A 25,436-nucleotide genomic window follows, 5' to 3' on the forward strand; every position below is an offset into this window, starting at 1 on the left:
TCGCATGCCCTGGCCAGCCGGCACCTGCGGCGCCTGGATGCCGTCGGTCTGGTGGAACTGGCCGAGGAACGCATCCGCCGGGACCGGCCGTGCCGTCCCGGAAGAAGGGCCGGACGGCTCCGGCCGGTCCGCCTACTCCGGCGGGGTGGGGGTGTCATGGGTGTGGTACATCGCCTGGACGTCCAGCTCCAGCTGGACGGTCGGCCCGACCACCGCGATGCCGCGCGCCAGCATCGAGCGCCAGTTGAGCGTGAAGTCCTCGCGGTGCAGCTCCGTCTTGGCCAGGGCCGCGCAGCGCAGCTCCTGCTCGTAACCGCCGTTCACGGTGCCGAGGTACGTCGTGTCGAGGCCGACGGTACGGCTGGTGCCGTGCATGGTGAGCGTGCCGTGCAGGGTCCACTTCGAGCCGCCCTGGTAGACGAACCGGGAGCTGACGAAGTCGATGTACGGGTAGCGCTCGACGTCGAGGAAGTCGGCGGACCGCAGGTGGTTGTCGCGGGTCTTGTTGCCCGTGGTGATGCTGGCCGCGTCGATGCGCACCGAGACCTGGGAGTCCGCCATGGTCGGCGCGACGCGGATGGCGCCGTCGAAGTTGGTGAAGCGGCCGTGGACATGGGCCATGCCCACGTGCTTGGCGATGAAGCGGATGGCGGTGTGCGGCGGGTCGAACAGCCAGGTACCGGGCGGCGGCAGTTCCTGCTGCGGCGCGGGCTGGAGCATCACGCGCGTGGGCGGATGGGCCACACCGGCGGCTATCTCCACGGTCTCGCGGGCGGGTGACAGGCCCTCGGCCATCATCCGCACGCTGTAGGTGCCCGGGGGCAGCGTCGCCGTGAAGAAACCGTACGGGTCGGTCGTCCCCTGGGCCGCGACGCGGTGGCTGCTCAGCCCGGTCACCGTGACCTCCGCTCCGCCCATGGGCTGCCCGGTGGGGTCGACGACTTCGCAGCCGAACGCCCCCGCGCCCTCCGGCAGGGGAACCGAGAGGACCGGCGCGGCACCGGACGGACCGGCGGAGCGCCAGCGTCGGAGCAGTCCGAAGGCCATGGTGTTCACCTTTCTTGATACGTGTCACTGCGCGTCGGCCCCGCTGCGCCAAACGCGTTCGCGGTCGCCAAGAGTCTCCGGAAAAACGGGATGCAGGCACGGAGAGGTTGATGCGTTAACGATCATAAAGCCGTCACGACGCAGCGGTTATTCTGCACCGGAGGCACGGGCGCACAGCCCTCCGGGGCGGTCGGCCACGTCAAATCACCACATCCGCAGGCCATATCGCCACACCTCGACCGCGTTGCTTTGCATCACCGCTGTGGTGAAGAACACCCGCGGCGCACAGCACACAGCACGCAACCCCCGGCCCGTGGTCCGGGCCGGGGGCGTGGCGGCGGCGGGGCGTCAGCCGGTGCCCGGCGGCGGCGCCGTGCTCGCGCGCTCCACCAGACGGGTCGACAGTTCCGTGCGGGTGCTCTCTGGGCGGTCGCCCTCCATCAGGCGCAGCAGCAGGCGCAGGGCGGTGGCGGCCATCTCCGCGAGCGGCCGGCGGACCGTGGTCAGGGCCGGGGTGGCCCAGCGGGCCTCGGGCAGGTCGTCGAAGCCGACCACGCTCAGGTCGGCGGGCACGCGCAACCCCCGCTCCGCCACGGCCTCGTACACCCCGAGAGCCATGGCGTCCGAGCACACGAAGACGGCCGTCGGCGGATCCGGCAGGTCCAGCAGCTCCCGCATGCGGTGGCGGGAGGTGGTCCGGTCGGAACCGGCGTGGCGGACGTACTCGGGCCGGTCCGGCAGGCCCGCCGCGGCGAGCGCCGAACGGTAGCCCGCGACCCGGGCGCTGCCGGACAGGGTGCGCCGGTGCCCGGCGATGACGGCGATCCGCTCATGGCCCAGCGACAGCAGGTGCTCGGTGGCCGTGACCCCGCCCTGCCAGTTCGCGGCGCCCACCGACACCACCCCCGGCGGCGGTTCGACGGCCGGGTCGATCATCACGAACGGGATGCGGTGCTGTTCCAGCCAGGCGTACTGCGCCGCGCTCAGCTCGGCCAGCGCGAACAGCGCGCCGGGCGAGCCGCGTTCGGCGAACCGGTCCAGCCGCCCCAGCCGGTCGCGCTCCGGCCGGCCGTCCCGGGCCCGGTCGGGAGCGGCCGAGACCACGACCTCCAGGCCCGCGTCGTACGCCGCCGCCTCCACCCCGTGCAGTACCGCACCCGACCAGGAACTCTCCAGGCAGTGCACGACCAGATCGACCTGCCGGGGCACCCGTGCCGTGTCGAAGCGGGGCCTGCGGACGTACCCCAGGCGGTCCAGCACCTCCATGACCCGGCGGCGGGTCTCCGGCGCGACGTCCTCCCGGCCGTTGACCACCTTGGACGCCGTCGGCACCGACACCCCCGCCTCGCGGGCCACCACCGCGAGGGTCGGCCCGGTGGCCGCGCCCGCTCGCCCCGCCGTACGGACCATCGGACAACCACCTCTCCGGCCCGCCCGAGGGCCTGGGTAGAAGGCGTGCTGGCGTAGAAAGCGCTTCCTACTCTAGTCCGTCGATCGCGAATCGCACCGGGATCCGCAGGAATACCCGCGTACGGCGTGATGCTCTGAGGAGAGCGGCGCGCGCGAGGGCGCGCCAGGCGAAGGGCTGGTGGCGTATGACGGCAGCAGACCGAACGGGCCCCGGGATCGCCGATCCGGTGGTCGCCACGCCCTACGGCGCCGTACGCGGCAGATACGAGCACGGCATCGCCGTCTTCCGCGGCGTCCCGTACGCGGCGCCCCCCTTCGGTCTCCTGCGGTTCCGCCCGCCCGCGCCCCCCGCGCCCTGGGACGGGGTCCGCGACGCCGGGGCCTTCGGGCCGACCGCCCCGAAACCGCCGTACTCCGACGCCTTCGCCCCGTACCTGTCCGACCCGGTCGTGCCCGGGGACGACTGCCTCAACCTCAACGTTTGGACCCCCGACCCGGACCCCCGGGCCCGGCTGCCCGTCCTGGTGTGGGTGCACGGCGGCGCGCTGACCCGCGGCTCGTCCGCCGTCCCCGTGTACGACGGCCGCACCTTCGCCCGCGACGGCGTCGTCTGCGTCTCGTTCAACTACCGGCTGGGCGTGGAGGGCTTCGGCCTGTTCCCGGACGCCCCGCCCAACCCCGGCCTGCGCGACCAGCTCGCCGCCCTGCGCTGGGTGCACGAGTCCATCGCGGCCTTCGGCGGCGACCCCGACCGGGTCACCCTCTGCGGCCAGTCCGCCGGCGCCGTCGGCGTCGGCGCCCTGCTCGCCGCCCCGCAGGCCCAGGGGCTGGTACGGCGGGCCGTCCTCCAGAGCGGGGCGCCCGAGGCCGCCGAACGCGCCGGGGTACGGCGGATGGTGCGCCGCATGGCGACCCGGCTGAGGATCCCCGCCACCGCCGAGGCGTTCGCCGCCGTCGACCGCGACCTGCTGCTGCGCACCCAGGCCGAGGTGGGGAAGCTGAGCAGCCCCGTCCTCGGCGGACCGGCCTTCGGCATCGTCATGGACGGCGACCTCGTCCCCCGCGACCCCCTGGCGGCGCTCACCGACGGCGGCGCGGCGCCCGGCGTCGACCTGCTGATGGGCTGGACCCGTGACGAGTACCGGCTCTGGCTGGTCCCCGGCGGGCTGCTGGAGCGCGTCGACCGGCTCGGCGCGGTCGCCCTGGCCGGGGCCCGCGCCCGCTGCCACTGCGGCCCCGACGTGCCGCGCGGCTACCGCGCCCTGCACCCCGGTGCGGGCACCGCCGAGATCGTCGGCCAGATGGTCACCGACCACCTGCTGCGGGTGCCGCTGCACCGCCTGGCCGACGCCCGGCCCGGCACCTCGTACGTGTACGAGTTCGCCTGGCCCTCCGACCGGCCCGGCCTCGGCGCCTGCCACGCCCTGGAGCTGGGCTTCGTCTTCGACAGCGGCGACCTGCCCGAGTCCCGCGGGCTGGCGGGCGAGGGCGCCCCCCGGGAACTGGCCGACGCGATGCACGCCGCGTGGGTGCGGTTCGCCACCACGGGCGACCCGGGGTGGGCGGCGTGGGACGCCACCCACCCCGTCCGGATCTTCGACGCCGGAACACCGCGTACGATCCTCGGCCCCCGGGACCGGGAGGTGGCCCTGTGGGCGCCGGGGACCGGCGACCGGGTCAGGATTGCGGGCGGGCCAGCGTCAGGAACGCGGTCCAGGCGTCGGGGGTGACGGTGAGGTGGGGGGTGGTGGGGGTCTTGGAGTCGCGGATGTGGATGGCGGTGGGGTGGGTGGCGACTTCGACGCAGGCGCCGCCCTCGCCGCTGCTGTGGCTGGACCTGTGCCAGTCGTGAGCGATTTCGAGGCAGGCGCCGCCTTCGCTGCCGCTGTGACTGGACTTGAACCATGCAAGTGTGGTGCCGCTCATTGGTCTCCCAAAAGACGGTCCAACAGATCCCTCGTATCGGGGGTGAGGGTGGCCCTGTCGGCGCCGGAGAGCGCCGACCGGATCAGCCTTCCGGGCGGGCCAGCGTCAGGAACGCGGTCCAGGCGTCGGGGGCGACGGTGAGGTGGGGGGTGGTGGGGGTCTTGGAGTCGCGGATGTGGATGGCGGTGGGGTGGGCGGCGACCTCGACGCACTGGCCGCCTTCGTCGCCGCTGTAGCTGGACTTGCGCCAGTGGTAGGCGACTTCGAGGCATTGGCCGCCTTCGCTGCCGCTGTAACTGGACTTGAACCACGCAAGTGTGGTGGCGCTCATTGCTCTCCCAGAAGACGGTCCAACAGGCCCTTCGAATCCTCGGTGTTGAGGGCCTGCGTCCGCAGCATCGCATACTTCTGGGTCAGGATTCCCACCTCGTCGGGATCCCCAATCAGCTGGCTGCCGCGCTGCGACTCCGTATAGGCCAGGCGCTGGTGTTCGGGTGTTTCCAGGAGGACGAAGGGGCCGTTGAGCCCGGCGTGTGAGGTGCGTCCAAGCGGGAGGATCTGGAAGGCGATTCCCGGTACGTCCGCGTACTGGCGCAGCTTCCGCACCTGCTCGACATACACATCCTGGCCGCCCAAGTGGTCCCGAAGCACTGCCTCCCAGATCACGAAACTTGTGGTGGGCGGCACCTTGCGATGGAAGAGCTCCTGCCGCTCCAGGCGCTTGGCCACCAACTGCTCGATCTCGTCCTCGTCGTACACCGGAACGCGACTGCGGAAGACAGCTCGCGCATATCCCTCCGTCTGAAGCTGGCCAGGTACGGCAAGGCTGTCGTAGACGGAGATCGTGATCGCCTCACGCTCCCGATCCAGATACTCCTCCGCCCACAGCGGTACGAGGTCCACCTCCGGCATATGGCGCAGGGCCGCGGACAGCGCTCCCTTGGTGTTCAGGAACTCGTCGAGCTGTTCGGCGAGGTCCGGCTTCAGCGACCGTCTGCCCTGCTCGATGGAGGCGATCTGCTGCTCGCTGACGACGAAGATCTCACTCAGCGACCGCTGGGTATGGCCGGCGGCCTCGCGGTAGAGGGCGAGCAGGGCGCCCACCATCCTCATCGCCGAGGCGTTCCGTCGTGCCCTTCGTGACCGTGTCGTGGTGCTCATGCGGTCGAACTCCCCACCCGCGCGCGTACGTTCACTGTCGCGCGCCCGTACAAAGAAGGTGTACGGGCGCACGCACTGTTCCATGATGGCCACAGAACGTGACACTCGTCGTGTGAACACCGAAAGTCACCACCTGGCCGCCCGTGAGCGGTTCTACCGACGTGAGCGTCAGTCCGTGCCCGCCGCCCGCGCGTTCACGCGCGAGGTGCTCGCCGACTGGCGGGTGCGGGAACGGGCGTACGACATCCTGCTATGTGTGAGCGAACTGGCCACCAACGCCCTCGTGCACGGCGTGCCGCCCGGCCGGGGCTTTCTGCTCCGGCTGCTGCCGTACGCCGAGGGCGACGGCGGCGGCGTACGCGTCGAGGTGCACGACAGCGGCGACGGTGTTCCGGCCATACCGCAGGCAGAGGGCGGGGAACCGGCCGAGGGCGGGCGCGGGCTGCTGCTGGTGTCGGAGCTGGCGGACAAGTGGGGAGTGGGGGAGCGGGACCCCGGCAAGATCGTGTGGTGCGAGTTCGCGGAACGGCGGCGTGAGAACGGGGTCCGCGACGCCTGGGGCTCGCGCACGGAGCCCGTCGGAACGCCGCCGGAGCCGATGTCGAAGCGTGCGCCATAGAGCCGCACCCGGTGGCCGGCGGGCTCCAGGGCGCTCTCGTCGAGGCACTCCACGTCGCCCTGTCCTTCGATGCGCGGCGAGCGCCCCCTCCTGGGCGCTGTTTCCCCGGTCAGCGACCGCCGCTCGCCGGTGGAGGCGATACCTCGTGCGAGCGTACGAGGCGGGCGAGTTGCCGGCCCGCCACCCGTAGCGGTTCCTCGCTGCGGTTGACCTGGGCGGTGACCTCGGCACCTTCCAGGGTGGAGATGACGGTGGTCGCCAGTTCCCGGGCGCTCTGGGAGGGGACGCCTCCTCCCAGCAGCTTGTCGTAGACCAACTGCTCCCAGGCGCGCAGCGCGTCGGCGCACGCCTGCTGGATCTCCGAGTCGGTGCCGAGCGTCTCCAGGGCCGCTGCCGTGACGGGGCAACCGTCGGTCCAGCCCGACGCGCGCAGTTCGTCGGCGAGTTGCCGGGCGCAGGCCAGCACGGCGTCCGCCGGGTCTTCCTCGCTGCCCAGTGCCTTCCGCAGGAGCGACGCGAACTCCTCGGTGCTGTGCCTGATCGCGGCGACGGCGACGGCCTCCTTGCCACCCGGGAAGAAGTGGTAGAGGGAGCCGAGAGTGGCCTGCGCCTCCTGGGCGATCTGTTTGATTCCCGTGCCGACGTAACCCTGCCGCTGCAAGAGGCGTGCTGCGGCGACGACGATCCGGTCCCGTGTGCTGGTCTGCATGCGGCCACCCTATCGATCCATTGAGTAGAGCGCTCGTTCTAGAGGTGTGATACGTTCTCGCCCAGGCTCTAAATAGAGCGCTCGTTTTAGTGAGGGGTGGAGATCTCATGATGCGCAGCACCAAGCAGTCGGTCACCGTCATCGGCCTCGGCCCCATGGGGCAGGCCATGGCCGGGGCGTTCCTCGATCGCGGCTACGACGTCACCGTCTGGAACCGCACCGCGTCCCGCGCGGACGCCCTGGTCGCGCGCGGGGCGGTGCTCGCGCCGAACGTGGAGGAGGCCCTTGCCGCCAATGAGCTGGTGATCCTCAGCCTCACGGACTACGACGCGATGTACGCCGCGCTCGAGCCCGCCGCGGCCGCGCTGGCCGGCCGGATCCTGGTGAACCTCAGTTCGGACACGCCGGAAAAGGCCCGGGCCGCGTCCCGTTGGGCGGCCGAGCGGGGCGCCGTCCAGCTCACCGGTGGCGTCACCGTGCCGCCCTCCGGGATCGGGCAGGCCGAATCGTCGACCTTCTACAGCGGCCCGCGTCAGGTCTTCGACCAGCACCGGCCCGCGCTCGAAGTCATCACGGGGCGGACCGACTACCGGGGAGAGGACCCGGGGCTCGCCGCGCTCATGTACCAGATCGGCATGGTCATGTTCTGGACCTCCATGCTGAGCTACTGGCAGGCCATCGCCCTCGCCGACGCCAACGGCCTGACGGCGGCGGACATCCTGCCGCACGCCGTGGAGACCGCGCATTCCCTGCCGGGATTCTTCTCCTTCTACGCCGAGCGCGTCGACGTCGGCCGGCACGTCGGAGACGTGGACCGCCTCGCCATGGGGATGGCCAGCGTCGAGCACGTCCTGCACACCAACGCCGACGCGGGAGTCGACACCACGCTTCCGGCCGCGGTCGTCGAGCTCTTCCGGCGCGGCATGGACGCCGGTCACGCCGCGGACAGCTTCTCCACTCTGGTGGAGTTGATGAAGAAGGCCGAGGTGTGACCGGGCCTGTCCGACGAGCCGATCACCGAGCCGGAATCGACTGGACATCGCTCGACGCGGCCCCAGGGCGGGGTTCGGCTCAGGCAGGCCCCGCCACGGCCCGGGCGATCTGTCCGATCGTCTCCGGCCCCACCCGGCAGCACCCGCCGATCAGCCGTGCCCCGGCCTCCCGCCACACCCGTACCCGCCCGGTGACGAAGGCGGAGCCGCCCGTCCAGGCGCGGGCCCCGGCGTCCCATGCCTCGCCGCTGTTGGGGTAGACGACGACCGGCTTGCCGGACACCCGCGCCGCGACGGCGACGGCGTGGTCCGCGTCCCGTGGCGCGCAGCAGTTGACGCCCACCGCGATCACCTCGTCCGCGTCGGCGGCCAGGGCGAACGCCTCCTCCAGCGGCTGCCCGGCGCGGGTGCGGCCGTCCGCGACGGTGTACGACAGCCAGGCCGGTACGCCGAGCCCGCGCACCGCGCGCAGCAGCGCCGCCGCCTCGTCGGTGTCGGGGACCGTCTCCAGGGCGAGCACGTCGGGGCGGGCGGCGGCCAGGACCTCCAGGCGGGGCCGGTGGAAGCGCTCCAGTTCGGCGACGGTGAGCCCGTAGCGGCCCCGGTACTCGGAGCCGTCCGCGAGCATCGCCCCGTAGGGGCCCGCCGACGCCGCCACCCACAGCGGGCGGCCGGTTCGGGCCCGCCGGGCCGCCTCGCGGGCCAGCTCCACGCTCAGGGCCATGAGCCCGGCGGCCTCCTCCCGGCCGATGCCCCGGCGGCCGAACCCCTCGAAGGTGGCCTGGTAGCTCGCGGTGATCGCGACGTCCGCGCCGGCCTCGTAGTAGGCGAGGTGCGCCGCGACGACCGCCTCCGGCCGGTCGGCGAGCAGCCGGGCGGACCACAGCGCGTCGCTCAGGTCGTGCCCGGCGGACTCCAGCTGGTTGGACAGGCCGCCGTCGAGGACGAGGGGCCCGGCGGCGAGGGCTTCGGCGAGGGGCGGGGCGGTGCCGGTCATGGTTTCGACGGTAGGGCACGGCGGGCGGGCGGCCACGGGGACGCGAGGCACCGTGGCGTGAGACGGCGGGACCGCCGGGCCGGACGGGGGTCCGGTCCGGCGGTCCCGCCGTGGTCACCTCGTCACCGGACGGAGGCGCTGAGCTCGCCGTCGAAGGTGAGCACGAGGAACAGGCCGTTGCCGTTCACGCCCGCGTCGCGCTTGTTCGCCTCCAGCGTGGCGTACACAAAGCCGCGGTGGATGATCCGGGCGATGTAGTGGTGGTCCCCGACCTTCGTGACCTCGGCGGTCGAGCCGCCCGGGAGGGAGAAGGTGCCCGGCCCCTGCATGCCGCCCCCGACCCAGGAGTGCATCTCGCCGTCGAAGGTGAGCACGACGAACATGCCGTTGCCCTTGACGGCGGCGTCGCGCTGGTTGGCCTCCAGGGTGGCGTACACGTAGCCGCCGTGGATGATCCGCGCGACATAGTGATGGGCGGCGCGCTTGGTGATCACGGCCGTGCTGCCGTCCACCAGCTTCTGGGTGCGGACCACGGACCCGATCTGCGCCTTGGCGGTGGCGGAAGCGGTGCCGCTCAGGCCGCCGGCCGGGGTCGCGGCGACCGCCGTCGCGGCGGGCACCACCAGAGCGGCCGTCAGGGCCGCCCCGGCCAGGGCGCGGAGGGCGGTCCGGCGGCGGGTCTCGAACGTCGACATAAGGGTCTCCTCGGAGAAGGTGTGCGGGTGAGCCTGGTCGCGCACGCCACCCGCCTCCTCTCGTGTGGGGCCATCGGAGGTGGGGCCTGCCTGATCAAAATTAGTGATCTTCTTTACCGGACCCGTCCATTCCGTGTCACAGGCGGGAAACGGGCCCCCTCGGCGTCGTCGGAAGGGCGGCGGTGTCGGCGGCCGTACCGTCCGACCCGTTGACCTCTTCGCACCACGCCTTTACCTTTTCGGCGTTCGCAATGACAGATGCCGTTCGCGATCTCGAACACACTCGACCGAGAGGCCGCCCGTATGAGCCGCGCCGACGACCTGCCCGACGCTCCCGACCGCCGACTCGTCCTGAAGGGCGCCGCCCTGGCCGCGGGCGCCCTGGTCGCCGCCCCGGGGGCCGCCCACGCCGCCGCCCCCGCCCGGCGCCCGAAGGCGGACCCGTATGTGAACCCGCTGGTCCGCAACCGTGCCGACCCGCACATCCACCGGCACTCCGACGGCTTCTACTACTTCACGGCGACCGCCCCCGAGTACGACCGCATCATCCTGCGCCGCTCCCGCACGCTGAACGGCCTGTCCACCGCCGCCGAGTCCGTCATCTGGCGGGCGCACCCCGCCGGTGAGATGGCCGCGCACATCTGGGCGCCGGAGATCCACCGCATCGGCGGCAAGTGGTACATCTACTTCGCCGCCGCGCCCTCCCACGACGTGTGGGCGATCCGCATGTGGGTCCTGGAGAACGCCCACGCCGACCCGTTCCGGGGCACCTGGGTGGAGAAGGGGCAGATCACGACGGCGTGGGAGACCTTCTCCCTGGACGCCACCACCTTCACCCACCGGGGCACCCGCTATCTGGCCTGGGCCCAGCACGAGCCCGGCATGGACAACAACACCGCCCTGTGGCTGTCCAGGATGGCGAACCCGTGGACCCTGACCGGACCTCAGGTACGGCTGTCCACCCCGGAGTACGACTGGGAGTGCGTCGGCTTCAAGGTGAACGAGGGCGCCTCGGTGATCGCCCGCAACGGCCGGCTGTTCATGACGTACTCGGCCAGCGCCACCGACGCCAACTACTGCATGGGCCTGCTGACCGTCGACGCGGACGCCGACCTCATGAACCCGGCCAACTGGTCGAAGTCGCCGGTGCCCGTCTTCACCAGCAACGACACCACCAGGCAGTACGGTCCCGGCCACAACAGCTTCACGGTCGCCGAGGACGGCCGCACCGACGTCCTCGTCTACCACGCGCGCCAGTACAAGGAGATCGAGGGCGACCCGCTGCACGACCCCAACCGCCACACCCGGGTGCAGAAACTGGGCTGGAAGCCGGACGGCACCCCCGACTTCGGCGTCCCGGTCGCGGACACGGCCGCGGGGAGCGCGTGAGATGAGCGTGGCGTCCGCACGCCTGCGGGCCGGCGCGGTGTCGGCGCTGGTCGTGCTGAGCACCGTACTGTCCGCCGGGCCCGCCCGGGCCGGGCAGGCGCCCCGGCCCCTCGGCATCGAGCACTGCACGGGCGGCGCCTGCCATTTCGACGTGCCGCCCGGCACGTACGACGTGACGGTGCTGCTCGGCGGTGACACCGCGTCCGCCACCGCGATCAGCGGCGAGACCCGGCGGTCGCTGCTGGCGCAGACGGAGGTCCCGGCCGGCGAGCGGACCGCCCGCGGCTTCACCGTGGACGTCCGCACGCCCGAGGGCGAGCCCACCGGGGCGGACGGCACTCCCGGCCTGGACCTGGTCATCGGCGGCGCGGCGCCCGCGCTCGCCGGTATCCGGGTCACCCCGGCCCGGCACGCCCGCCAGATCTTCCTCGTGGGCGACTCCACCGTCTGCGACCAGCCGGGCGAGCCGTACACGGGCTGGGGCCAGCAACTGCCGCGCTACCTGCGCAAGGGACTGTCCGTGGCCAACCACGCCGACTCCGGCGAGAGCACGGTGAGTTACCTGGCCGACCCGCGCCTGTGGGAGACCGTGCGGTCGCGGATCCGGCCCGGCGACCTGGTGCTGATCCAGCTCGCCCACAACGACAAGACCACCGACGAGCCGACCTACCGGGCGAACCTGGAGACGCTGGTGGCGAGCGCCCGGGAGCGGGGCGGGCGGCCGGTGCTCGTCACACCGGTGGTGCGCCGCTGGTTCAACGCCGACGGCACCCTGGACAACGGCACCGCGCTGCTGGTCAACGGCCTCGGCGTCGACCACCCGGCGGTCATCCGCTCGGTCGCCCGCTCCCTGGACGTGCCGTTGATCGACCTGACCGCGCGGACGAAGGAGCTCGTGGAGTTGCTCGGCGCGGAAGACTCCAAGGCGCTCTACCTGACCAACGAGAAGCGCGACAACACCCACACCTCCGCCCGGGGCGCCACCGTCTACGCGGGCCTGGTCCGCGACGCGCTCGTCGCCCAGCACCTGATCCCGCCCGGCCTACAGGGTTGAATCAGTCGCAGTAGGGGCTTCCCTGCGGGTTCGAATTGCATTCGATCACTTTGCCTTCGTGCGGGTCCATCACCCATTGCTGACGGGGGCGGCGAGGGACACCTTCCGTGACCAGCGCCTTCCCCTCGTCGCCGATCTCCGATCGCCTGTTCTTCTCGTCGGAGGTGTTGTACGTGGCGAGGATTTTCCATTCACAACGCGAGTGGGTGCGGGAGTAGCCGGTGACATTGAAGGTCACCGGCTCACTCGAGCCTCCCACCGACACTACTTTCTGGCTGAAGTAGGGCTTCCCGCCGTCCTCGTGATCGGGGCTAAAGGGGATCTTCGCCCGGGTGTCACCCAGTTTCTGAAGGGTGAACTCGATGCTTTCGATCGCACTCGCCCCGTCGGCCGGGATGGTGAGCACCGCCTGTGCTCTCGACTCGGTGCACCTCTCCTCCTTGGCCCTCAGGTCGACGATGTGGACCGGGGAGTCCCGGTCGCTCGTCAGGTCGAGGAAGAACGGCTGGCCGTATCCGACGGTGGAGTCCACCATTTCGCCAAGGGCGTTGCGCCGCACCTCGAAGACCTGGGCGACGGCCGGCCGGGCTCCGTGACGGGTGATGAGCTCCATCACGCGATCCCAGTCGGAAGCGTCGAGGCGCAAACTCTTCAGCTCGGAGCTCTCCGAGGCGCTGAAAGGGGCATCGTAAATGATGTCGAACGAGTCGATCTGCTTCCACACGTCCATGACGTCTTGGTATCTGACGTTCGCGGAGAACGGGGGCTTTTCGGATTGAACGCGGTCCTGGGCCTCGTCGTCCGTCTTCGCTTCCCGGGTCTTCAGGGACGGATGGAGAGCCGGAACGAGGGAAACGATCGTCGATGCCGCGAGAGCGAGCACGGCGACGAAGGCGGTCCACAGAATCCTGTAGCGCCAGGCCTTCCAGCGGGTCTCCCTCGGCAGCTCCGCGATGTCGGGAGCGCTGCCGCGGAGAAAGGCGTCGCTCTCTCTGCGCCATCCGCTCTCCGCCTCAGCGGGCGAAGGCCCCGCCTCGGCCCCGCCCCCGGCCCCGGCCGCGGACCCGCCAGAGCCGGCATCGGGAGCGCCGCGCTCCGAGCCGGTGCCGGCCGCGACGCGAGCGGCACCGGTACCGGCGCTGGTACCGGTGCCGGAAGGCTCCTCGCCAGGGAGACCCGGCGGTTCAGGCTGTCCCGGTGACGACATCTCTCCCCCTAGCGATGCCACGCCACAGCGACGCTCACGGCAGGCGGCCCCAGGCCCGGCCCTCGATCCCCGGCGTCACCACACCCCGCCCGCGGCCCGTAACGTATACGTCTTCGTGTCCCCAGTGTGACCCACGGTGACACAGGCGGGTCAAGACCGGGGACCGGTCTCACGCGCGCGGCGACCGGAGATCCCCGCGCGGATCAGACGCGGCCGCCGTCCGGCGCGCGCCCCAGCGCCGCCACCGCCAGGGCACCTGCCGCAAGGGCCCCGCCCACGTACATCACGGCCCGGACGCCGGCCCCGTCCGCGACGAGGCCCCCGGCGAACGCTCCCACCGCGATCGCGCCGTTGAACACGCCGGCGAACAACGCCGAGACCGCCTCGCGTGCCTCACCGGCCGCCGTGAGCAGCCACGCCTGGGTGGCCACCGAGACCCCGCCGTACGCCAGCCCCCAGACGGCGAGCAGCACCGCCGCCGTGATCACCGAACCGCCGATCAGCGGCATCAGGCAGACCGCCGCGGCGAGGACCAGGCTGATCACCACCAGCACACCGCGCGGCGAGCGCGAAGCCCCCGCCCCGGCGGCGAAGTTGCCCAGCACACCGGCCACCCCGTACACCAGCAGCAGCGTGCCGATCACCGGCGCTTGCGCCGCGAAGAGCCTCTCCAAAGCGGGCCGTACGTAGGTATAGGCGGCGAAGTGACCGGTGACCAGGAGCGCCACCACACCGAGCCCGGTCGCCACCGGCGGACGGGCGCCAAGCCGCAACACGCCGCCGAGCCGGACCTCCTGGTCGGCCGGCAGCCTCGGCAGCGACACCGCCAGCGCGGCCAGCACCACCAGCGCGAGAGCGGCGGCAGCGGCGAACGCGGCGCGCCAGCCCGCCAGTTCACCGAGGTAGGTGCCGGCCGGGACGCCGAGCACCGAGGCCACCGAGATGCCGCCGAACACCAGCGAGGTGGCCAGGCCCACCGACCTCCCGGGGACGAGACGGACCGCGAGACCGGCCGCGACGGCCCACACCCCGCCCATGCCGACGCCGACCAGGACCCGGGCCACCACCATCACCGCGAAGTGCGGGGACCACGCGGCCAGCAGATTCCCGGCGGCCAGCACCGCCATCAGAGCGCACAGCACCAGCCGGCGATCCAGGCGGCCCAGCGCCGGGGTGAGCAGCGGCGCGGACACCGCGCCCACCAGCCCCGTGACCGTCAGCGTCAGCCCGGCCGCACCCTCCGTCACCCCCAGCGCCCCGCCGATCGGCGTGAGCAGACCGACGGGCAGCATCTCGGAGGTGACCACCATGAACGTCGCGCCCGCCACAGCGGCCACCGCGGGCCACCCCCCGCCCCGCCCCCGCGGCGGGCAGTCGCGGGCCACGTCTGTGAGTTGCTGACTCTGTGACATGACTTCAGCCAACCGGCCGCAGACCTGCGGAACAACGGCCGATCCCTCATGGTTCCATGAGCTGGGCTACTCGACCGGCACCGCGCACAGAGGGACAGCCATGAGCACGCTGGAGATCCGCGAACTGGAGGCATTCCTCGTACTCGCCGAGGAACTGCACTTCGGCCGCACGGGCGAACGCCTGTATGTGTCGCAGAGCCGCGTCAGCCAGTTACTGAAGTCCCTGGAAGCCCGTATCGGTGCCCCGCTGGTGGAGCGCACCAGCCGCCGCGTGAGCCTGACACCGCTCGGGCAGACCTTCCTGTCGTCGCTGCGTCCGGCGTACGAGGCGCTGCGGGCGACGGTCGAGGAGGCGCGAGCCGCCGCCCGCGGCATGGGCGGGGTGCTGCGGATCGGCTTCCAGGGCACGATCGACGACCAACTCGCCCGTGCCATCGCCGTCTTCGAGGAACGCTGCCCCACCTGCATGGTCGAGGTCGCGGAGATCGCGCTGTCCGACCCGTTCGGGCCGGTGCGCCGCAAGGAGGTGGACTGCGCGGTGGTACTGCTGCCGGTGGCGGAGGACGACCTGGTGCTCGGGCCGGTGTTCTCCCGGCAGCCGCAGATCCTGGCACTCCCCGCCCGGCACCCGTACGCGGCCCGCGAGTCGATCTCGGCGGAAGAACTGGCCGACTGCCCCTTGATCGGCGTCCAGGACGGCGCCCCCGACTACTGGCGCCGCGCACAATCCCCCCAGCAGACCCCGAACGGCCGGCCCATCCCGGCCGGCCCTCTCGTCAACACCCTCCAGGAGGGCCTCTCGCTCACCGCGGCGGGGCGGGGAGCGATGCTGCTGTGCCGCTCGAGCGCCGCATACCACGGGGGCGGCCGCAGCTCGATCGCCTTCGTCCCCGTCGAGGGTCTGCCCGGCTCCCTGCTGGGCCTGGTCCTGCGCCGCACCACCAGTGCCCCCCAGGCCCACGCCTTCGCCCAGACCCTGGGCGAGACCCTCGCCGAATCGCCGCCGCACGGCCTCCGTGCCTAGGCTGACGTACATGGAGTCGATCCAGCGGCGGGTACGGCGCCTTGTGGAGCAGGCATCGGCCGCCCTGGCCGCGCACGGCCTCTCGGCGCGCTGCGACGGCAGGGGCGCCGGACCGTTCGGCCGGTGCCGAAGCGACGGGCCCGTACCGTACGGGGCATGAGTGACTCCGTACGGCACGACCCTGCCGCGGCCGCCGCCGGCTTCGCCGCTCTGCACCGTTCCGGTGATCCGCTGCTGCTGCCCAACGCCTGGGACCATGCCTCGGCGTGTCTGCTCGCCGCCCGGGGCTTCCCCGCGATCGGCACGACCAGCCTGGGGGTCGCGGCCGCCGTAGGGGTGCCCGACGGCACCTCGGCGACCCGCGACGAGACGCTCCGGCTGGCCCTCGCCCTCGGTTCCGGGCCGTTCCTGCTGAGCGTCGACGCCGAGGGCGGTTTCAGCGACCACCCGGACGAGGTGGCCGCGTTCGCGCGGGAGCTGGCGGCCGCCGGAGCCGTCGGCATCAACCTGGAGGACGGGATGGGGCCCGTCCAGCGGCACGCCGCGAAGATCGCCGCCGTGAAGTCGGCCGCGCCCGGGCTCTTCGTCAACGCGCGCACCGACACCTTCTGGCTCGGCGACGGCGACGGGAGCCTCGCCGCCACCCTGCGGCGCCTGGACGCCTACCAGGAGGCGGGCGCGGACGGGGTGTTCGTCCCCGGGCTCACCGACGCCGCCCGGATCGCCGCTCTGGTGGACGCCCTCGACGTCCCCCTCAACATCCTCTACTCGCCCACCGGCCCCCCGCTGCCGCACCTCGCCGACCTCGGGGTACGCCGGGTCAGCGTCGGTTCGCTGCTGTACCGGCGGGCGCTGGGCGCGGCCGTCGAGGCGATGGCCGACATCCGGGCGGGCCGGGAGCCGCAGGGGACGGCACCGGCGTACGCCGAGGTCCGGGCGCTGGGCGAGGGCTGAGGCGGCGGAACGGGCTCAGGCCACCGGGACCATGTCCTCCCGGGTGGGCACGGCGCCGGTCAGCGGAGTCGGGCTCGGCGCGGCGGCCAGCACCCCGCGGTAGACCGCCTCGTACCCGGCCGCCATGGTGTCCGGCTGGAAGTGCTCGATGACGTGGTTGCGGCAGTCACGCGGGTCCAGCGCGCCGGCCGCCTCGATCGCCTCGGGCAGTTCGGTGACGTGCTCGCGGACGAGACCGGTCACCCCGTCGACGACGACCTCCGGGACCGAGCCGCGGCGCAACGTGACCACCGGCGTGCCGCACACCATCGCCTCGATCATCACCATGCCGAACGGCTCCTCCCACTGGAGCGGGAACAGCAGGCAGCGCGCCCGCGCCAGCAGCCGCTTCTTGCGCTCGCCGGTCACCTCGCCGAGCCATTCCACGCCGGGCCCGAGCCGCGGCTCGATCTCGGCCTCGAAATAGGCCCGTTCGGCGGGTTCGCTGCACTTGGCGGCCAGCTTGATCTCCCGGCCCGCGGCGAGGGCGGCGTCGATGGCCAGGTGCATGCCCTTGTCGGGGGTGCAGCGGCCCAGGAAGAAGACCCAGTCCTCCTTGTCGCGCCGGTAGGGGAAGTCACCGGCGCGCAGCGCGTTGTGCACCGTGCCCGCCCAGTTGAGGTCGGGGGCCTGGGAGCGCTGCGACTCGGAGATCGCCACCAGATGCACGCCGTCGCCGAGCTGGCGGTAGTACTCGCCCGGTTCGCCCTCCAGCGGGCCGTGCGTGGTGACGACGGTCGGGACGTTCCGGCCGCGGGCGAGCAGCGGTCCGGCCAGGGTGTGGTCGTGGACGACGTCCACGTCGAGGTCGTCCAGGAGACGGCCGGCCGCGGCGGTGTGCAGCACCTCGGGCAGCGGCTCGCCCAGGCGGGGGCCCTGCGGCACGTCGTAGGTGCGCAGCATGCGGTGGGCGCGGGTGCCGTTGCGGCCCGCCGCGATCAAGGTGACGTCGTGGCCGCGGGCCACCAGCGCGTCGGTGAGGTCGGCGCACATCGCCTCGATGCCCCCGTAGCCGCGGGGCGGGAGCTCGAACCACGGCGGCGCGACCATGGCGATACGAAGCGGCCGGTTGCTCAACGCAGCTCCTTTCATTCGGTTGTCCGCCCGTCCGCCCGTACCTCCGCGCACGGCACGGCGGTGCCCGCGTGCCTCGCCGGGGCGCGCCATGCCATGCCCGGATGCGCGGGCAGGCGGGATGCCTGTGCGTCGGGATGGGTGGGGCCGGCCGCGAACGGCGTCGGTCGCGGCGGCGCTCGAAGGGGAGGGAAGTCGGTTCGGTCCGGGTGCGGTCCGGTCAGCCCGGGTGCGGCGGATCGACCGCCGGGCACGCGCACGGCGTCTCGGACAGCCGCATGCCGGACGGCAGGCCGCTGACGCGGACACCGCCGTCGCGGGCCACCGTCACGCCCACCCGGGCGGTGCCCACCGGCACGTCGGTCAGCCGCAGCGCCCCGTAGCGGGCCGGGAGCGCTGGGTCGAGGCGGAGCACGCCGTGCGGCACGCACACCTCGGCGCCGAGCAGCACCCGCAGCAGGTGCAGCGGCGTGGCGGAGGCCCACGCCTGCGGGGAGCAGGCCGCCGGATAGGGCACCGGCTGCGTGTACTCGGTGCGGTCGAAGCCGCACAGCAGTTCCGGCAGGCGCCCGCCGAAGGCCGCGGCGGCGTCGAGGACGGCCTCGGCGACGCGGCGGGCGTGGGCGGTGAAGCCGTAGCGCCTGAGCCCCGCCGCGACGATGCCGCTGTCGTGCGGCCACACCGAGCCGTTGTGGTAGCTCATCGGGTTGTACGCGGCCATGGTGGTGGCCAGCGTGCGCACGCCCCAGCCGCTGAACATCTCGGGGGAGAGCAGGAGTTCGGCGACGGCGGGGGCCTTGTCCGCGTCGACGACGCCGGTCCACAGGCAGTGCCCCATGTTGGAGGCCAGCGCGTCGACGGGGCGTTTGGCGCCGTCGAGCGCCTCCGCGTACCAGCCGCGTTCGGGCAGCCAGAACCGCTCGTTGAAGCGTTCCTTCAGCAGCCGCGCCCGCTGGTGCCACTTCTCCGCGCCGACCGGGTCCCCGGTGTGCTCGGCGAGCAGGGCGCGCGCCCGGTAGGCGGCGTAGACGTACCCCTGGACCTCGGCGAGCGCGATCGGCGGCTCCGCGAGCCGGCCGTCGGCGCTGTTGACGCCGTCCCAGGAGTCCTTCCAGCCCTGGTTGGCCAGGCCCCGGTCGGTGGAGCGCCGGTACTCCACGAACCCGTCGCCGTCCCGGTCGCCGTACCTCTCCACCCACTCCAGCGCCCGGTCGGCGTGCGGCAGCAACTCCCGTACGGCCTCCGGGTCGACGCCCCAGCGGCACAGTTCGCCGAGCAGCATCACGAACAGGGGGGTGGCGTCGACGGTGCCGTAGTACACGGTGCCGCCCAGGGCGAGGGACGCCTCGACGCCGAACCGCAGCTCGTGCGGGATCTTGCCGGGCTCCTCCTCCGTCACCGGGTCGGTCTTGGTGCCCTGGTAGCGGGCGAGCGTCTGGGCGGTGCCGAGGGCGAGCTGCGGGTCCAGGGGCAGCGCCATCAGCGCGGTGAGGAGCGAGTCACGGCCGAACAGCGCCATGAACCAGGGGGCGCCGGCCGCGACCACGGGCGTGTCGGGGCGCTCGGGGTCGAAGACGCGCAGGGCGCCCAGGTCCTGGCAGCCGCGGCGCAGGGTCACCGCCAGCGACTCGTCGCCCACCTTCACCCGGGGCCCGGTCTCGCGCCACTCGGTGGTGCGCACCGACGGCCCGGCCTGCTCCACGGGCCGCTCCAGCGGGAACGACGTCGGCGTCTCCACCCCGTCGATCACCGGCGTGACCAGCACGGACGCCCGCCAGGTGCCGCGCGGCGGCACGACCGCGCGGAAGGTGAGCCGGCCGGGGGAGCAGATGGCGCCCTCGGCGACGATCCGGACGCCCCGGCTCTCGCCGCGCCACTGCCGGGTCAGGGCGAGCACGCCGTCGCCGTAGTCGACGCCGTACTGCCCGCGCGGCTTCACGCGGCCCTCCTTGACCTCGAACAGGTCGGCGAAGTCCGCCTCCGCGCGCAGGGTGAGCACACAGGCCGCGGCCTCGTTGCCGAGGTTGCGCAGCACCAGGTCCTCGCGCATGCCCGCACCCACGTACCGTCGCCGCTCCACGAGGACGGTCGCCTCGCTGTGCCCGGGGCGCGGCCGGGCCCGGCCCAGGAACAGGGCCTCGTACGGCTCCTCGGCGATGACGGAGAGGGTGTCGACCTCCTCGTCGTCCAGCCGCAGTTGCCAGCCGGACAGAATGCGGGTGTCGCGGTGGAACAGCCCGTGGGGGGTGCCGGGGGCGAGATCCCCGCCCCGCTCGGACAGGCAGAACGACGAACCCTCGATCAGCGTCACCGCATCGCCGCCGCCCTGCGCCGCCTCCCCGGCGAACGTCCAGCCCGCACCCATCGATCACCTTCCCGCCACGACAGTCCACGACAGCCCAGAACACGGGCGCCGCGTCACGGAATACGCACGTGAGCACGAAACCCGTGAGAAGAGGGTTGATCGGTCATGTTTTATACGACGCAGCTCAACTTTCCTGCAAGTGGCCGCGGGTTGCCGCGGAAGGCCCGCCGCCGGCACCGCCCAGCAGCCCGGCGAGGCGCTCCGCGAACTCCTCGGGATGGGAGAGGGCCCCGAGGTGGCCGCCCGGGAACTCGGCGAAGGCGCCGCCCGTGCGCTCGGCGAGGAACGCGGCCGTCCGGTGCGGCGGTTCGCCCCGCGAGCCGGAACCCGCGGCCAGGGTCAGCCGGGAGGCGTGGGCGCGCAGGGCGTCCAGGTCCGGCGGGTACGCGGTGAAGGGGCGCACGACCCGGGCGAGGAAGACGCCCATGGGGTCGGCCGGCTCCCCGCCGCCGGACGGCGGCTCGCCCAGGCTCCGCAGCAGGTCCAGGCGCTCCCGGGCTCCGTCGGGCAGCACGGTGACGGCGGGGGGTTCGTGGGCGACGACGTGCCGCAGCCGCCGCGGGTGCCGGGCGAGCAGGTCCAGGGCCGCGATGCCGCCGGAGCTCATCCCCAGCACATGCGCCGGCGCCCCCTCGGCGAGGACCGCGTCCAGCACCCGCCGCGCGCCCTCGCTCCACCACTCCACCCGCTGTGCGGGAACGGGCAGGCCGAGCCGTCCGTGGGCGAGGCCGAGCGGGTCGTACGTCACCACCGTGAACCGGGCCGCGAGGGCGGCCGTCATCCGCTCCAGCCCCATGGGGTGGCCCGCGCCGCCGGGGACGACGAGCAGGACGGGGCCGCTGCCCGTGACGTCGTAGTGGTCGCGGTGCCGGTCGGGCCGGTCAGTCATCGTGCGTCTCCTCGCGGGGCCAGTTCTCCAGCGTGATGTGCAGGGCGTCGATCGCCTTGTCCCAGGACGCTTGGACATCGCGGGCGGCGCCGAAGCCGCCGGCCGCCTCCAGGGCGCAGTAGCCGTGGAAGGTGCCGCGCAGCAGGCGGACGGCGTCGGTGAGGTCGGGCTCCGCCAGGCCGTAGGCGCGGAGCATGCCGTAGGTGATCTCGGCGGTGCGGTGCAGGGCGGGGGAGCGTGCCACGAGGTCCTGGTCGATGCGGATCTGGGTCGCCGCGTACCGTCCCGGCCGCGTCAGCGCGTACTCCCGGTAGGCACCGGCGAAGGCGGCCAGCGCGTCCTTCCCGGCGCGCCCGGCCACGGCGGCGGCGATGCGCTCGATCAGCTCGCCGCCCGCGAACAGGGCCAGGCGGGCGCGCAGGTCCTTGAGGTTCCTGACGTGCGCGTACAGGCTCGCGTCCTTCACCCCGAAGCGGCGTGCCAGCGCCGACAGGGTGACGTTCTCGAACCCGACCTCGTCGGCGAGGTCGGCGGCGGCCGCGACGAGACGGTCGGCGGTGAGCCCGGCGCGGGGCATGGGATGACCTCCGGAACGGAAACCTAGGGCCCCTAGAAAATAACCTAGGGGCCCTAGAGAGTCGAGGGGGCGGACGCGCCGGACCGAAGCGGACCGACCGAAACGGAGCGGGGGAGAGGAGGAGGGGCCGGCCGTCAGCCGATCGGCGCGTACAGCACTCCCAGCTTGTCGATCTCGTCACCCGACCGCCCCGTGAAGCCGGCGATCTGCCGGCCGGGCGGGGCCGTGAAGGTCCTGGCGTCGGACGTGGCCGTACCCGCGGACAGGGTGCGGCCCCGGTCCGTCGTGAAGGACGCCGAGAAGATCCTCGTACGGCCGTCTTTCCGGCCCTGGGTCAGCTTCACCGAGGTGAGGTGCTCGCCGGGGGCCAGCGTGAGCGACGCCGCCGTGCCGCCCGTACCGCCGTGGCTCAGCGTCGTACCGCCGTCGTGGGTCAGGGAGACCGCGTCGAGGCGGGAGGCGCCGCGCAGTGTCAGCGTGCGCGGGGCGGGGGACGCCGGCAGGTCGTCCGCGTCGTTGAAGGCCGTGCCGTGCGGGCCGCCGAAGAAGTCGCTGGCGCGCAGGGACGCGTCGAGGGTGTAGGAGAAGCCGACCGTGTGCGGGAAGTGGTCGGACAGGTGCGTGCCGTCGGAGCGGAGGAAGGACTCCCATTCGTTGTGGTAGTGGGTCGCGGTGAGGTTCAGCAGCCTGCTGCCCCGGTACAGGACCTTGTCCACCACCTCGCAGTCGTCCGTCGGGGCAGCCGCGTCGCAGACCAGGGCGTCACCGCCCTGCGCCGGAGGCGTACCGCCCTTCACCAGGCGCACCCAGGCGTCCGTCAGGTTGTTCTCGGTGAGCAGCGTGCGGATGTTGTCGCCGGTGCGGGTGTACCGCGTGTTCGTGTCGCCCATGACGATCACCGCGTTGCCCGCGGAGTTCGCCTGGATGAAGTCGGAGAGCTGTTGGATGTTGGCGCGGCGGGCGGCGAGGGCGTCGTCGGTGGAGTCGGCGTTGGCGTGGACGTTGTACAGGTCCACGAACACGCCCTCGGCCAGGCGGACCCGGGCGAGGGTGAAGCCCTTCGGAGTGAGGCAGTTGGTGCCCGTGCACTCCTTCCACCTCACCCGCTCGAAGTCCTCGAAGGGAACGTCCGAGAGGGTGTTGAGGCCGTCGCCGATGCCGGCGCCGCCGCTGGTCGGCGTGCGGTGCGGATGGGCGTCGTGGGCGTACAGGGACGCGTGGTAGTTGAAGTCCTCCTGCACGTTCACGAGGTCGTACGGGGCGAGTCGCTGCCCGATCAGCGGGGTGTTCGTCTCCGGGTCGCTGTCCCCGAGGCCGAGGGGGAGGCCCGCGATGTTGTACGTCAGGACGGTGAAGGAGCCGGAGGCCGCGGCGGCGGCAGGGGGCGCGCCGGTGCCGGTGAGACCGGCGAGGGCCAGTGTGGCGGTGAGGACGCCGATGAGGCTGAGTCGTCCGAGTCCAAGTCGTCTCATGCCGCCCATGGTCGGGTGAACCGCCGTGGCGGACAGGGGTATTCGGGAAATCGGCGGAGAGTGCGGAGAGCGGCCGTTTCCGGGACGTCCGCCGCTCACCTCCGAGTTGTTTAAGATTCACCTTCCGCCTTGATCCTTCTCACGCGCGGCGCATCGGCGCGGCGCGGCGGAAGGCGGCCGCGGAAGGCGGCGGCGATCAGGAGGTTCAGCATGGGACACGGTCATGGTCACGGTCACCGCCACGGACACGGCCATGACCACGAGGCGCCGGCGCTGCCCGCCGCGTTCGACACCTCCGTGCCCGACGAGGCCCTCACCCCCGAGCAGCGGTCGCGCCGCTCGCTGCTGCGCCGCGCGGGCCTGCTCGGCGCGGGCCTGGCCGCCGGGAGCGTCCTCGGCCGGGCGACGCCCGCCGCGGCCGCGGGCGGCGGCCGGAGGGGCAAGGGCTTCCTGTGGCTCGCCGGCGACCACCACATCCACACCCAGTACAGCAGCGACGGCAAGTACCGCGTCGTCGATCAGGTCCGCCAGGGCGCCCGGCACGGCATGGACTGGCTCGTCATCACCGACCACGGCAGCGCCACCCACGCCAGGATCGGCGTCGAGAAGGTCAACCCGGACATCCGCGAGGCCCGCGCCGCCTACGAGGACACCCTCGTCTTCCAGGGCCTGGAGTGGAACATCCCGGCCGCCGAGCACGGCACCGTCTTCGTGCACCCGGGCGCGCACGAGGTCGCCGTCCTCAAGCAGTTCGAGACCGACTACGACGGCGGCGTCAAGGGCGCCACCGACTCCACGCCCGCCAACGAGGCGCTCGCCGTCGCCGGTCTCGCCTTCCTCCACGACCAGGTCAGGCGGCGCAAGGTCGAGGACGCGCTGATGCTCGCCAACCACCCGGCGCGGCGCGGCGTCGACTCCCCGCACGAGATCCGCGCCTGGCGCGACGCGACCCCCGCGAGCCGGCGGATCGCCGTCGGCTTCGAGGGCGCCCCCGGCCACCAGGCCGCCGGGCTGCCCGCGCCGCTCGGCATGGCCCGCGCCCGGGGCATCTACGACAACGGCCCGGGCGCCAACTCCTTCCCCGGCTACCCGCTGGAGTCCTACCGCACCTGGGGAGGCTTCGACTGGATGACCGCCACCGTCGGCGGCCTGTGGGACAGCCTCCTCGCCGAGGGCAAGCCGTGGTGGATCACCGCCAACTCCGACTCCCACCAGGTCTACGCCGACACCGCCGTACGCGGCCCCGGCGGCGACTTCACCGCCCACGGCCGCCACCCGGACCCGGTCTACGGCGGCAGGATCGACATCACCCAGGGCGACTACTGGCCCGGCCAGTACAGCCGCACCCACGTCGGCGCCGACGGCTTCTCCTACGCCGCCGTCATGGACGGCATCCGCGCGGGCCGCATCTGGGTCGACCACGGGCAGCTCGTCGACGCCCTCGACGTGCGCGTGGCGGGCGGCGGCCGCTGGGCCACGCTCGGCGGCGCGCTGCACGTGAAGAAGGGCGCGCACGTCACCCTGACCGCCGACGTGGCCCTGGCCGGCGGCCCCAACTGGGCCGGTTTCGTCCCGAGGCTGGCCCGCGTGGACGTCATCCAGGGCGATGTGACGGGCGAGGCGAAGGACAAGGACACCTTCACCGCCCCCACCGCCAAGGTCGTCACGTCGTACGAGGTGACCAAGGAGACCGGCACGGTCCGCCTCACCTACCACCTCGGCCGCGTCGACCGCCCCGTCTACGTCCGGCTGCGCGGCACCGACGGCAACCGCACCGCCGTCGGCGCGATGGGTGCCGCCGTCGACCCGGCGGGACCGGCCCTCGACGTCGTCGGCGACGCCGACCCCTGGCGCGACCTGTGGTTCTACTCCAACCCGGTGTGGGTCCTGCCCTCGTGACACCGCCGTACGCCCTCACCGTGGACGCGGGAACGCCGGACCCGCGCGCGGCCGACCACCTCCTCCACGCGGTGGCGGCCGAACTCGCCCTGCCCGGGGACGTGTTCGGCTGCACCCACCTGGTGCGCGGCGACCGCCCGCACGTGGCGGTGTCCCTGGCCCGGCCGGCCGGGCCGCTCCCGCGCACCGTCCCGGAGCGGCTCACGGAGCGCGGGTACGACGTGACCCCGGGCGTGCCGGAGGCGGCGGGCCGCGCGGTGCTCTACCCGGGCGCCGCCTCCCTCACGGGCACACTGACGGTCGCGGACCTGCTGGCGCGCTCCGCGATCGACGCCGTGACGGTGCTCGGCACCCCGGAGCGGCCCGCCCCGCACACCCTGCTGGTGACGCGGGACCACGTACGCCCGCAGTGGCGGGACGGCCGGCTCGTACTGGCCGCCGTACCGGCCGCCGGAGGCACCCTCGTCCCCTTCGAGGTCCCCAACCCGACGCCGTGCTGCGCGGACCACTGAGGCTCCTTCGGCG

General features: G+C 72.9%; 24 protein-coding genes. 9 read left to right on the forward strand and 15 right to left on the reverse strand.

What is annotated here, in order from left to right; translation table 11 throughout:
- Nucleotides 1-132: 132 nt before the first annotated feature.
- Nucleotides 133-1,047: a YceI family protein gene (locus AB0L74_RS26515; protein WP_365657334.1), complete on the reverse strand. Its 915-nt coding sequence runs from the start codon at nt 1,045-1,047 to the stop codon at nt 133-135.
- 348 nt (nt 1,048-1,395) lie between these two features.
- Nucleotides 1,396-2,457: a LacI family DNA-binding transcriptional regulator gene (locus AB0L74_RS26520; protein ID WP_365657337.1), complete on the reverse strand. Its 1,062-nt coding sequence runs from the start codon at nt 2,455-2,457 to the stop codon at nt 1,396-1,398.
- 185 nt (nt 2,458-2,642) lie between these two features.
- Between AB0L74_RS26520 and AB0L74_RS26525 the strand changes: the two genes are divergently transcribed.
- Nucleotides 2,643-4,187 (forward strand): carboxylesterase family protein, encoded by a 1,545-nt coding sequence (locus tag AB0L74_RS26525; protein ID WP_365657340.1) that lies wholly within the window; start codon nt 2,643-2,645, stop codon nt 4,185-4,187.
- On the opposite strand, the gene AB0L74_RS26530 is transcribed toward AB0L74_RS26525, so the two are convergent.
- The 3 genes from AB0L74_RS26530 to AB0L74_RS26540 form a co-directional block, all read right to left on the reverse strand.
- Nucleotides 4,135-4,383: a DUF397 domain-containing protein gene (locus AB0L74_RS26530; protein WP_365657343.1), complete on the reverse strand. Its 249-nt coding sequence runs from the start codon at nt 4,381-4,383 to the stop codon at nt 4,135-4,137. The genes AB0L74_RS26525 and AB0L74_RS26530 overlap by 53 nt on opposite strands.
- An 82-nt stretch (nt 4,384-4,465) precedes the next feature.
- A complete protein-coding gene (locus tag AB0L74_RS26535; protein WP_365657346.1) occupies nt 4,466-4,714 on the reverse strand; it encodes a DUF397 domain-containing protein in 249 nt (82 codons plus the stop codon).
- Nucleotides 4,711-5,544, reverse strand: a complete 834-nt coding sequence (locus tag AB0L74_RS26540) for a helix-turn-helix transcriptional regulator (protein ID WP_365657518.1) — start codon at nt 5,542-5,544, stop codon at nt 4,711-4,713. The genes AB0L74_RS26535 and AB0L74_RS26540 overlap by 4 nt, the downstream gene beginning before the upstream one ends.
- Before the next feature lie 85 nt (nt 5,545-5,629).
- On the opposite strand from AB0L74_RS26540, the gene AB0L74_RS26545 reads away from it, so the two are divergent.
- Nucleotides 5,630-6,163, forward strand: a complete 534-nt coding sequence (locus AB0L74_RS26545; protein WP_365657520.1) for an ATP-binding protein — start codon at nt 5,630-5,632, stop codon at nt 6,161-6,163.
- A gap of 109 nt (nt 6,164-6,272) precedes the next feature.
- Here AB0L74_RS26545 and AB0L74_RS26550 read toward each other — a convergent pair whose 3' ends face one another.
- Nucleotides 6,273-6,872: a TetR/AcrR family transcriptional regulator gene (locus AB0L74_RS26550; RefSeq protein ID WP_365657349.1), complete on the reverse strand. Its 600-nt coding sequence runs from the start codon at nt 6,870-6,872 to the stop codon at nt 6,273-6,275.
- A gap of 110 nt (nt 6,873-6,982) precedes the next feature.
- Between AB0L74_RS26550 and AB0L74_RS26555 the strand changes: the two genes are divergently transcribed.
- Nucleotides 6,983-7,864, forward strand: a complete 882-nt coding sequence (locus AB0L74_RS26555) for an NAD(P)-binding domain-containing protein (protein ID WP_365657522.1) — start codon at nt 6,983-6,985, stop codon at nt 7,862-7,864.
- Nucleotides 7,865-7,943: 79 nt separating this feature from the next.
- Here the strand turns inward: AB0L74_RS26555 and mmuM are convergent, their stop codons facing one another.
- Nucleotides 7,944-8,861, reverse strand: coding sequence for a homocysteine S-methyltransferase (gene mmuM, locus AB0L74_RS26560; RefSeq protein WP_365657352.1), 918 nt, complete (start codon nt 8,859-8,861; stop codon nt 7,944-7,946).
- A gap of 122 nt (nt 8,862-8,983) precedes the next feature.
- Nucleotides 8,984-9,601 (reverse strand): hypothetical protein, encoded by a 618-nt coding sequence (locus tag AB0L74_RS26565; protein ID WP_365657355.1) that lies wholly within the window; start codon nt 9,599-9,601, stop codon nt 8,984-8,986.
- A 258-nt stretch (nt 9,602-9,859) separates the two neighbouring features.
- Here AB0L74_RS26565 and AB0L74_RS26570 point away from each other — a divergent pair, with 258 nt between their 5' ends.
- Entirely contained in the window at nt 9,860-10,945 is a 1,086-nt protein-coding gene (locus tag AB0L74_RS26570) for a glycoside hydrolase family 43 protein (RefSeq protein WP_365657359.1), read from the forward strand.
- 1 nt (nt 10,946) lies between these two features.
- Nucleotides 10,947-11,999 carry a rhamnogalacturonan acetylesterase gene (locus tag AB0L74_RS26575; RefSeq protein ID WP_365657362.1) on the forward strand — a complete coding sequence of 351 codons (1,053 nt, stop codon included), beginning with the start codon at nt 10,947-10,949 and terminating at the stop codon, nt 11,997-11,999.
- A 1-nt stretch (nt 12,000) separates the two neighbouring features.
- Here the strand turns inward: AB0L74_RS26575 and AB0L74_RS26580 are convergent, their stop codons facing one another.
- Both AB0L74_RS26580 and AB0L74_RS26585 read right to left on the reverse strand, forming a co-directional pair.
- Entirely contained in the window at nt 12,001-13,206 is a 1,206-nt protein-coding gene (locus AB0L74_RS26580) for a hypothetical protein (protein ID WP_365657365.1), read from the reverse strand.
- 203 nt (nt 13,207-13,409) lie between these two features.
- On the reverse strand, nt 13,410-14,543 hold the full coding sequence (locus AB0L74_RS26585; RefSeq protein ID WP_365657368.1) for an MFS transporter: 1,134 nt from the start codon (nt 14,541-14,543) through the stop codon (nt 13,410-13,412).
- Nucleotides 14,544-14,718: 175 nt separating this feature from the next.
- On the opposite strand from AB0L74_RS26585, the gene AB0L74_RS26590 reads away from it, so the two are divergent.
- Both AB0L74_RS26590 and AB0L74_RS26595 read left to right on the forward strand, forming a co-directional pair.
- Nucleotides 14,719-15,642, forward strand: a complete 924-nt coding sequence (locus AB0L74_RS26590; protein WP_365657371.1) for a LysR family transcriptional regulator — start codon at nt 14,719-14,721, stop codon at nt 15,640-15,642.
- Between the two features lie 156 nt (nt 15,643-15,798).
- Nucleotides 15,799-16,596, forward strand: coding sequence for an isocitrate lyase/phosphoenolpyruvate mutase family protein (locus AB0L74_RS26595; RefSeq protein WP_365657374.1), 798 nt, complete (start codon nt 15,799-15,801; stop codon nt 16,594-16,596).
- A gap of 15 nt (nt 16,597-16,611) precedes the next feature.
- Here AB0L74_RS26595 and AB0L74_RS26600 read toward each other — a convergent pair whose 3' ends face one another.
- From AB0L74_RS26600 to AB0L74_RS26620, 5 genes are all read right to left on the reverse strand, one after another.
- Nucleotides 16,612-17,712 carry a glycosyltransferase family 4 protein gene (locus AB0L74_RS26600; protein ID WP_365657376.1) on the reverse strand — a complete coding sequence of 367 codons (1,101 nt, stop codon included), beginning with the start codon at nt 17,710-17,712 and terminating at the stop codon, nt 16,612-16,614.
- A gap of 217 nt (nt 17,713-17,929) precedes the next feature.
- Nucleotides 17,930-20,074, reverse strand: coding sequence for a glycogen debranching N-terminal domain-containing protein (locus AB0L74_RS26605; protein WP_365657379.1), 2,145 nt, complete (start codon nt 20,072-20,074; stop codon nt 17,930-17,932).
- Nucleotides 20,075-20,198: 124 nt separating this feature from the next.
- Nucleotides 20,199-20,963: an alpha/beta fold hydrolase gene (locus tag AB0L74_RS26610; protein ID WP_365657382.1), complete on the reverse strand. Its 765-nt coding sequence runs from the start codon at nt 20,961-20,963 to the stop codon at nt 20,199-20,201.
- The gene (locus AB0L74_RS26615) at nt 20,956-21,540 is read right to left on the reverse strand and encodes a TetR-like C-terminal domain-containing protein (RefSeq protein WP_365657385.1); all 585 of its coding nucleotides are present in this window, start codon (nt 21,538-21,540) and stop codon (nt 20,956-20,958) included. The genes AB0L74_RS26610 and AB0L74_RS26615 overlap by 8 nt, the downstream gene beginning before the upstream one ends.
- A 134-nt stretch (nt 21,541-21,674) precedes the next feature.
- Nucleotides 21,675-23,012, reverse strand: a complete 1,338-nt coding sequence (locus tag AB0L74_RS26620; RefSeq protein WP_365657387.1) for a jacalin-like lectin — start codon at nt 23,010-23,012, stop codon at nt 21,675-21,677.
- Between the two features lie 210 nt (nt 23,013-23,222).
- Between AB0L74_RS26620 and AB0L74_RS26625 the strand changes: the two genes are divergently transcribed.
- A complete protein-coding gene (locus tag AB0L74_RS26625) occupies nt 23,223-24,911 on the forward strand; it encodes a PHP domain-containing protein (protein ID WP_365657390.1) in 1,689 nt (562 codons plus the stop codon).
- Nucleotides 24,908-25,423, forward strand: coding sequence for a hypothetical protein (locus tag AB0L74_RS26630; RefSeq protein ID WP_365657392.1), 516 nt, complete (start codon nt 24,908-24,910; stop codon nt 25,421-25,423). Before AB0L74_RS26625 ends, AB0L74_RS26630 begins: the two co-directional genes overlap by 4 nt.
- Nucleotides 25,424-25,436 lie beyond the last annotated feature (13 nt).

This window comes from Streptomyces sp. NPDC052020 (assembly GCF_040680575.1).
GTDB lineage: Bacteria > Actinomycetota > Actinomycetes > Streptomycetales > Streptomycetaceae > Streptomyces.

What these genes read in the sequence shown, in the direction of transcription:
- AB0L74_RS26555 (WP_365657522.1), top strand. Translation starts at nt 6,983, where the DNA reads ATGCGCAGCACCAAGCAGTCGGTCACCGTCATCGGCCTCGGCCCCATG.
- AB0L74_RS26590 (WP_365657371.1), top strand. Translation starts at nt 14,719, where the DNA reads ATGAGCACGCTGGAGATCCGCGAACTGGAGGCATTCCTCGTACTCGCC.
- AB0L74_RS26575 (WP_365657362.1), top strand. Translation starts at nt 10,947, where the DNA reads ATGAGCGTGGCGTCCGCACGCCTGCGGGCCGGCGCGGTGTCGGCGCTG.
- AB0L74_RS26620 (WP_365657387.1), bottom strand. Translation starts at nt 23,012, where the DNA reads ATGAGACGACTTGGACTCGGACGACTCAGCCTCATCGGCGTCCTCACC.
- AB0L74_RS26615 (WP_365657385.1), bottom strand. Translation starts at nt 21,540, where the DNA reads ATGCCCCGCGCCGGGCTCACCGCCGACCGTCTCGTCGCGGCCGCCGCC.
- AB0L74_RS26625 (WP_365657390.1), top strand. Translation starts at nt 23,223, where the DNA reads ATGGGACACGGTCATGGTCACGGTCACCGCCACGGACACGGCCATGAC.
- AB0L74_RS26520 (WP_365657337.1), bottom strand. Translation starts at nt 2,457, where the DNA reads ATGGTCCGTACGGCGGGGCGAGCGGGCGCGGCCACCGGGCCGACCCTC.
- AB0L74_RS26610 (WP_365657382.1), bottom strand. Translation starts at nt 20,963, where the DNA reads ATGACTGACCGGCCCGACCGGCACCGCGACCACTACGACGTCACGGGC.
- AB0L74_RS26605 (WP_365657379.1), bottom strand. Translation starts at nt 20,074, where the DNA reads ATGGGTGCGGGCTGGACGTTCGCCGGGGAGGCGGCGCAGGGCGGCGGC.
- AB0L74_RS26570 (WP_365657359.1), top strand. Translation starts at nt 9,860, where the DNA reads ATGAGCCGCGCCGACGACCTGCCCGACGCTCCCGACCGCCGACTCGTC.
- AB0L74_RS26540 (WP_365657518.1), bottom strand. Translation starts at nt 5,544, where the DNA reads ATGAGCACCACGACACGGTCACGAAGGGCACGACGGAACGCCTCGGCG.
- AB0L74_RS26530 (WP_365657343.1), bottom strand. Translation starts at nt 4,383, where the DNA reads ATGAGCGGCACCACACTTGCATGGTTCAAGTCCAGTCACAGCGGCAGC.
- AB0L74_RS26545 (WP_365657520.1), top strand. Translation starts at nt 5,630, where the DNA reads ATGGCCACAGAACGTGACACTCGTCGTGTGAACACCGAAAGTCACCAC.
- AB0L74_RS26580 (WP_365657365.1), bottom strand. Translation starts at nt 13,206, where the DNA reads ATGTCGTCACCGGGACAGCCTGAACCGCCGGGTCTCCCTGGCGAGGAG.
- mmuM (WP_365657352.1), bottom strand. Translation starts at nt 8,861, where the DNA reads ATGACCGGCACCGCCCCGCCCCTCGCCGAAGCCCTCGCCGCCGGGCCC.
- AB0L74_RS26515 (WP_365657334.1), bottom strand. Translation starts at nt 1,047, where the DNA reads ATGGCCTTCGGACTGCTCCGACGCTGGCGCTCCGCCGGTCCGTCCGGT.
- AB0L74_RS26595 (WP_365657374.1), top strand. Translation starts at nt 15,799, where the DNA reads ATGAGTGACTCCGTACGGCACGACCCTGCCGCGGCCGCCGCCGGCTTC.
- AB0L74_RS26550 (WP_365657349.1), bottom strand. Translation starts at nt 6,872, where the DNA reads ATGCAGACCAGCACACGGGACCGGATCGTCGTCGCCGCAGCACGCCTC.
- AB0L74_RS26535 (WP_365657346.1), bottom strand. Translation starts at nt 4,714, where the DNA reads ATGAGCGCCACCACACTTGCGTGGTTCAAGTCCAGTTACAGCGGCAGC.
- AB0L74_RS26525 (WP_365657340.1), top strand. Translation starts at nt 2,643, where the DNA reads ATGACGGCAGCAGACCGAACGGGCCCCGGGATCGCCGATCCGGTGGTC.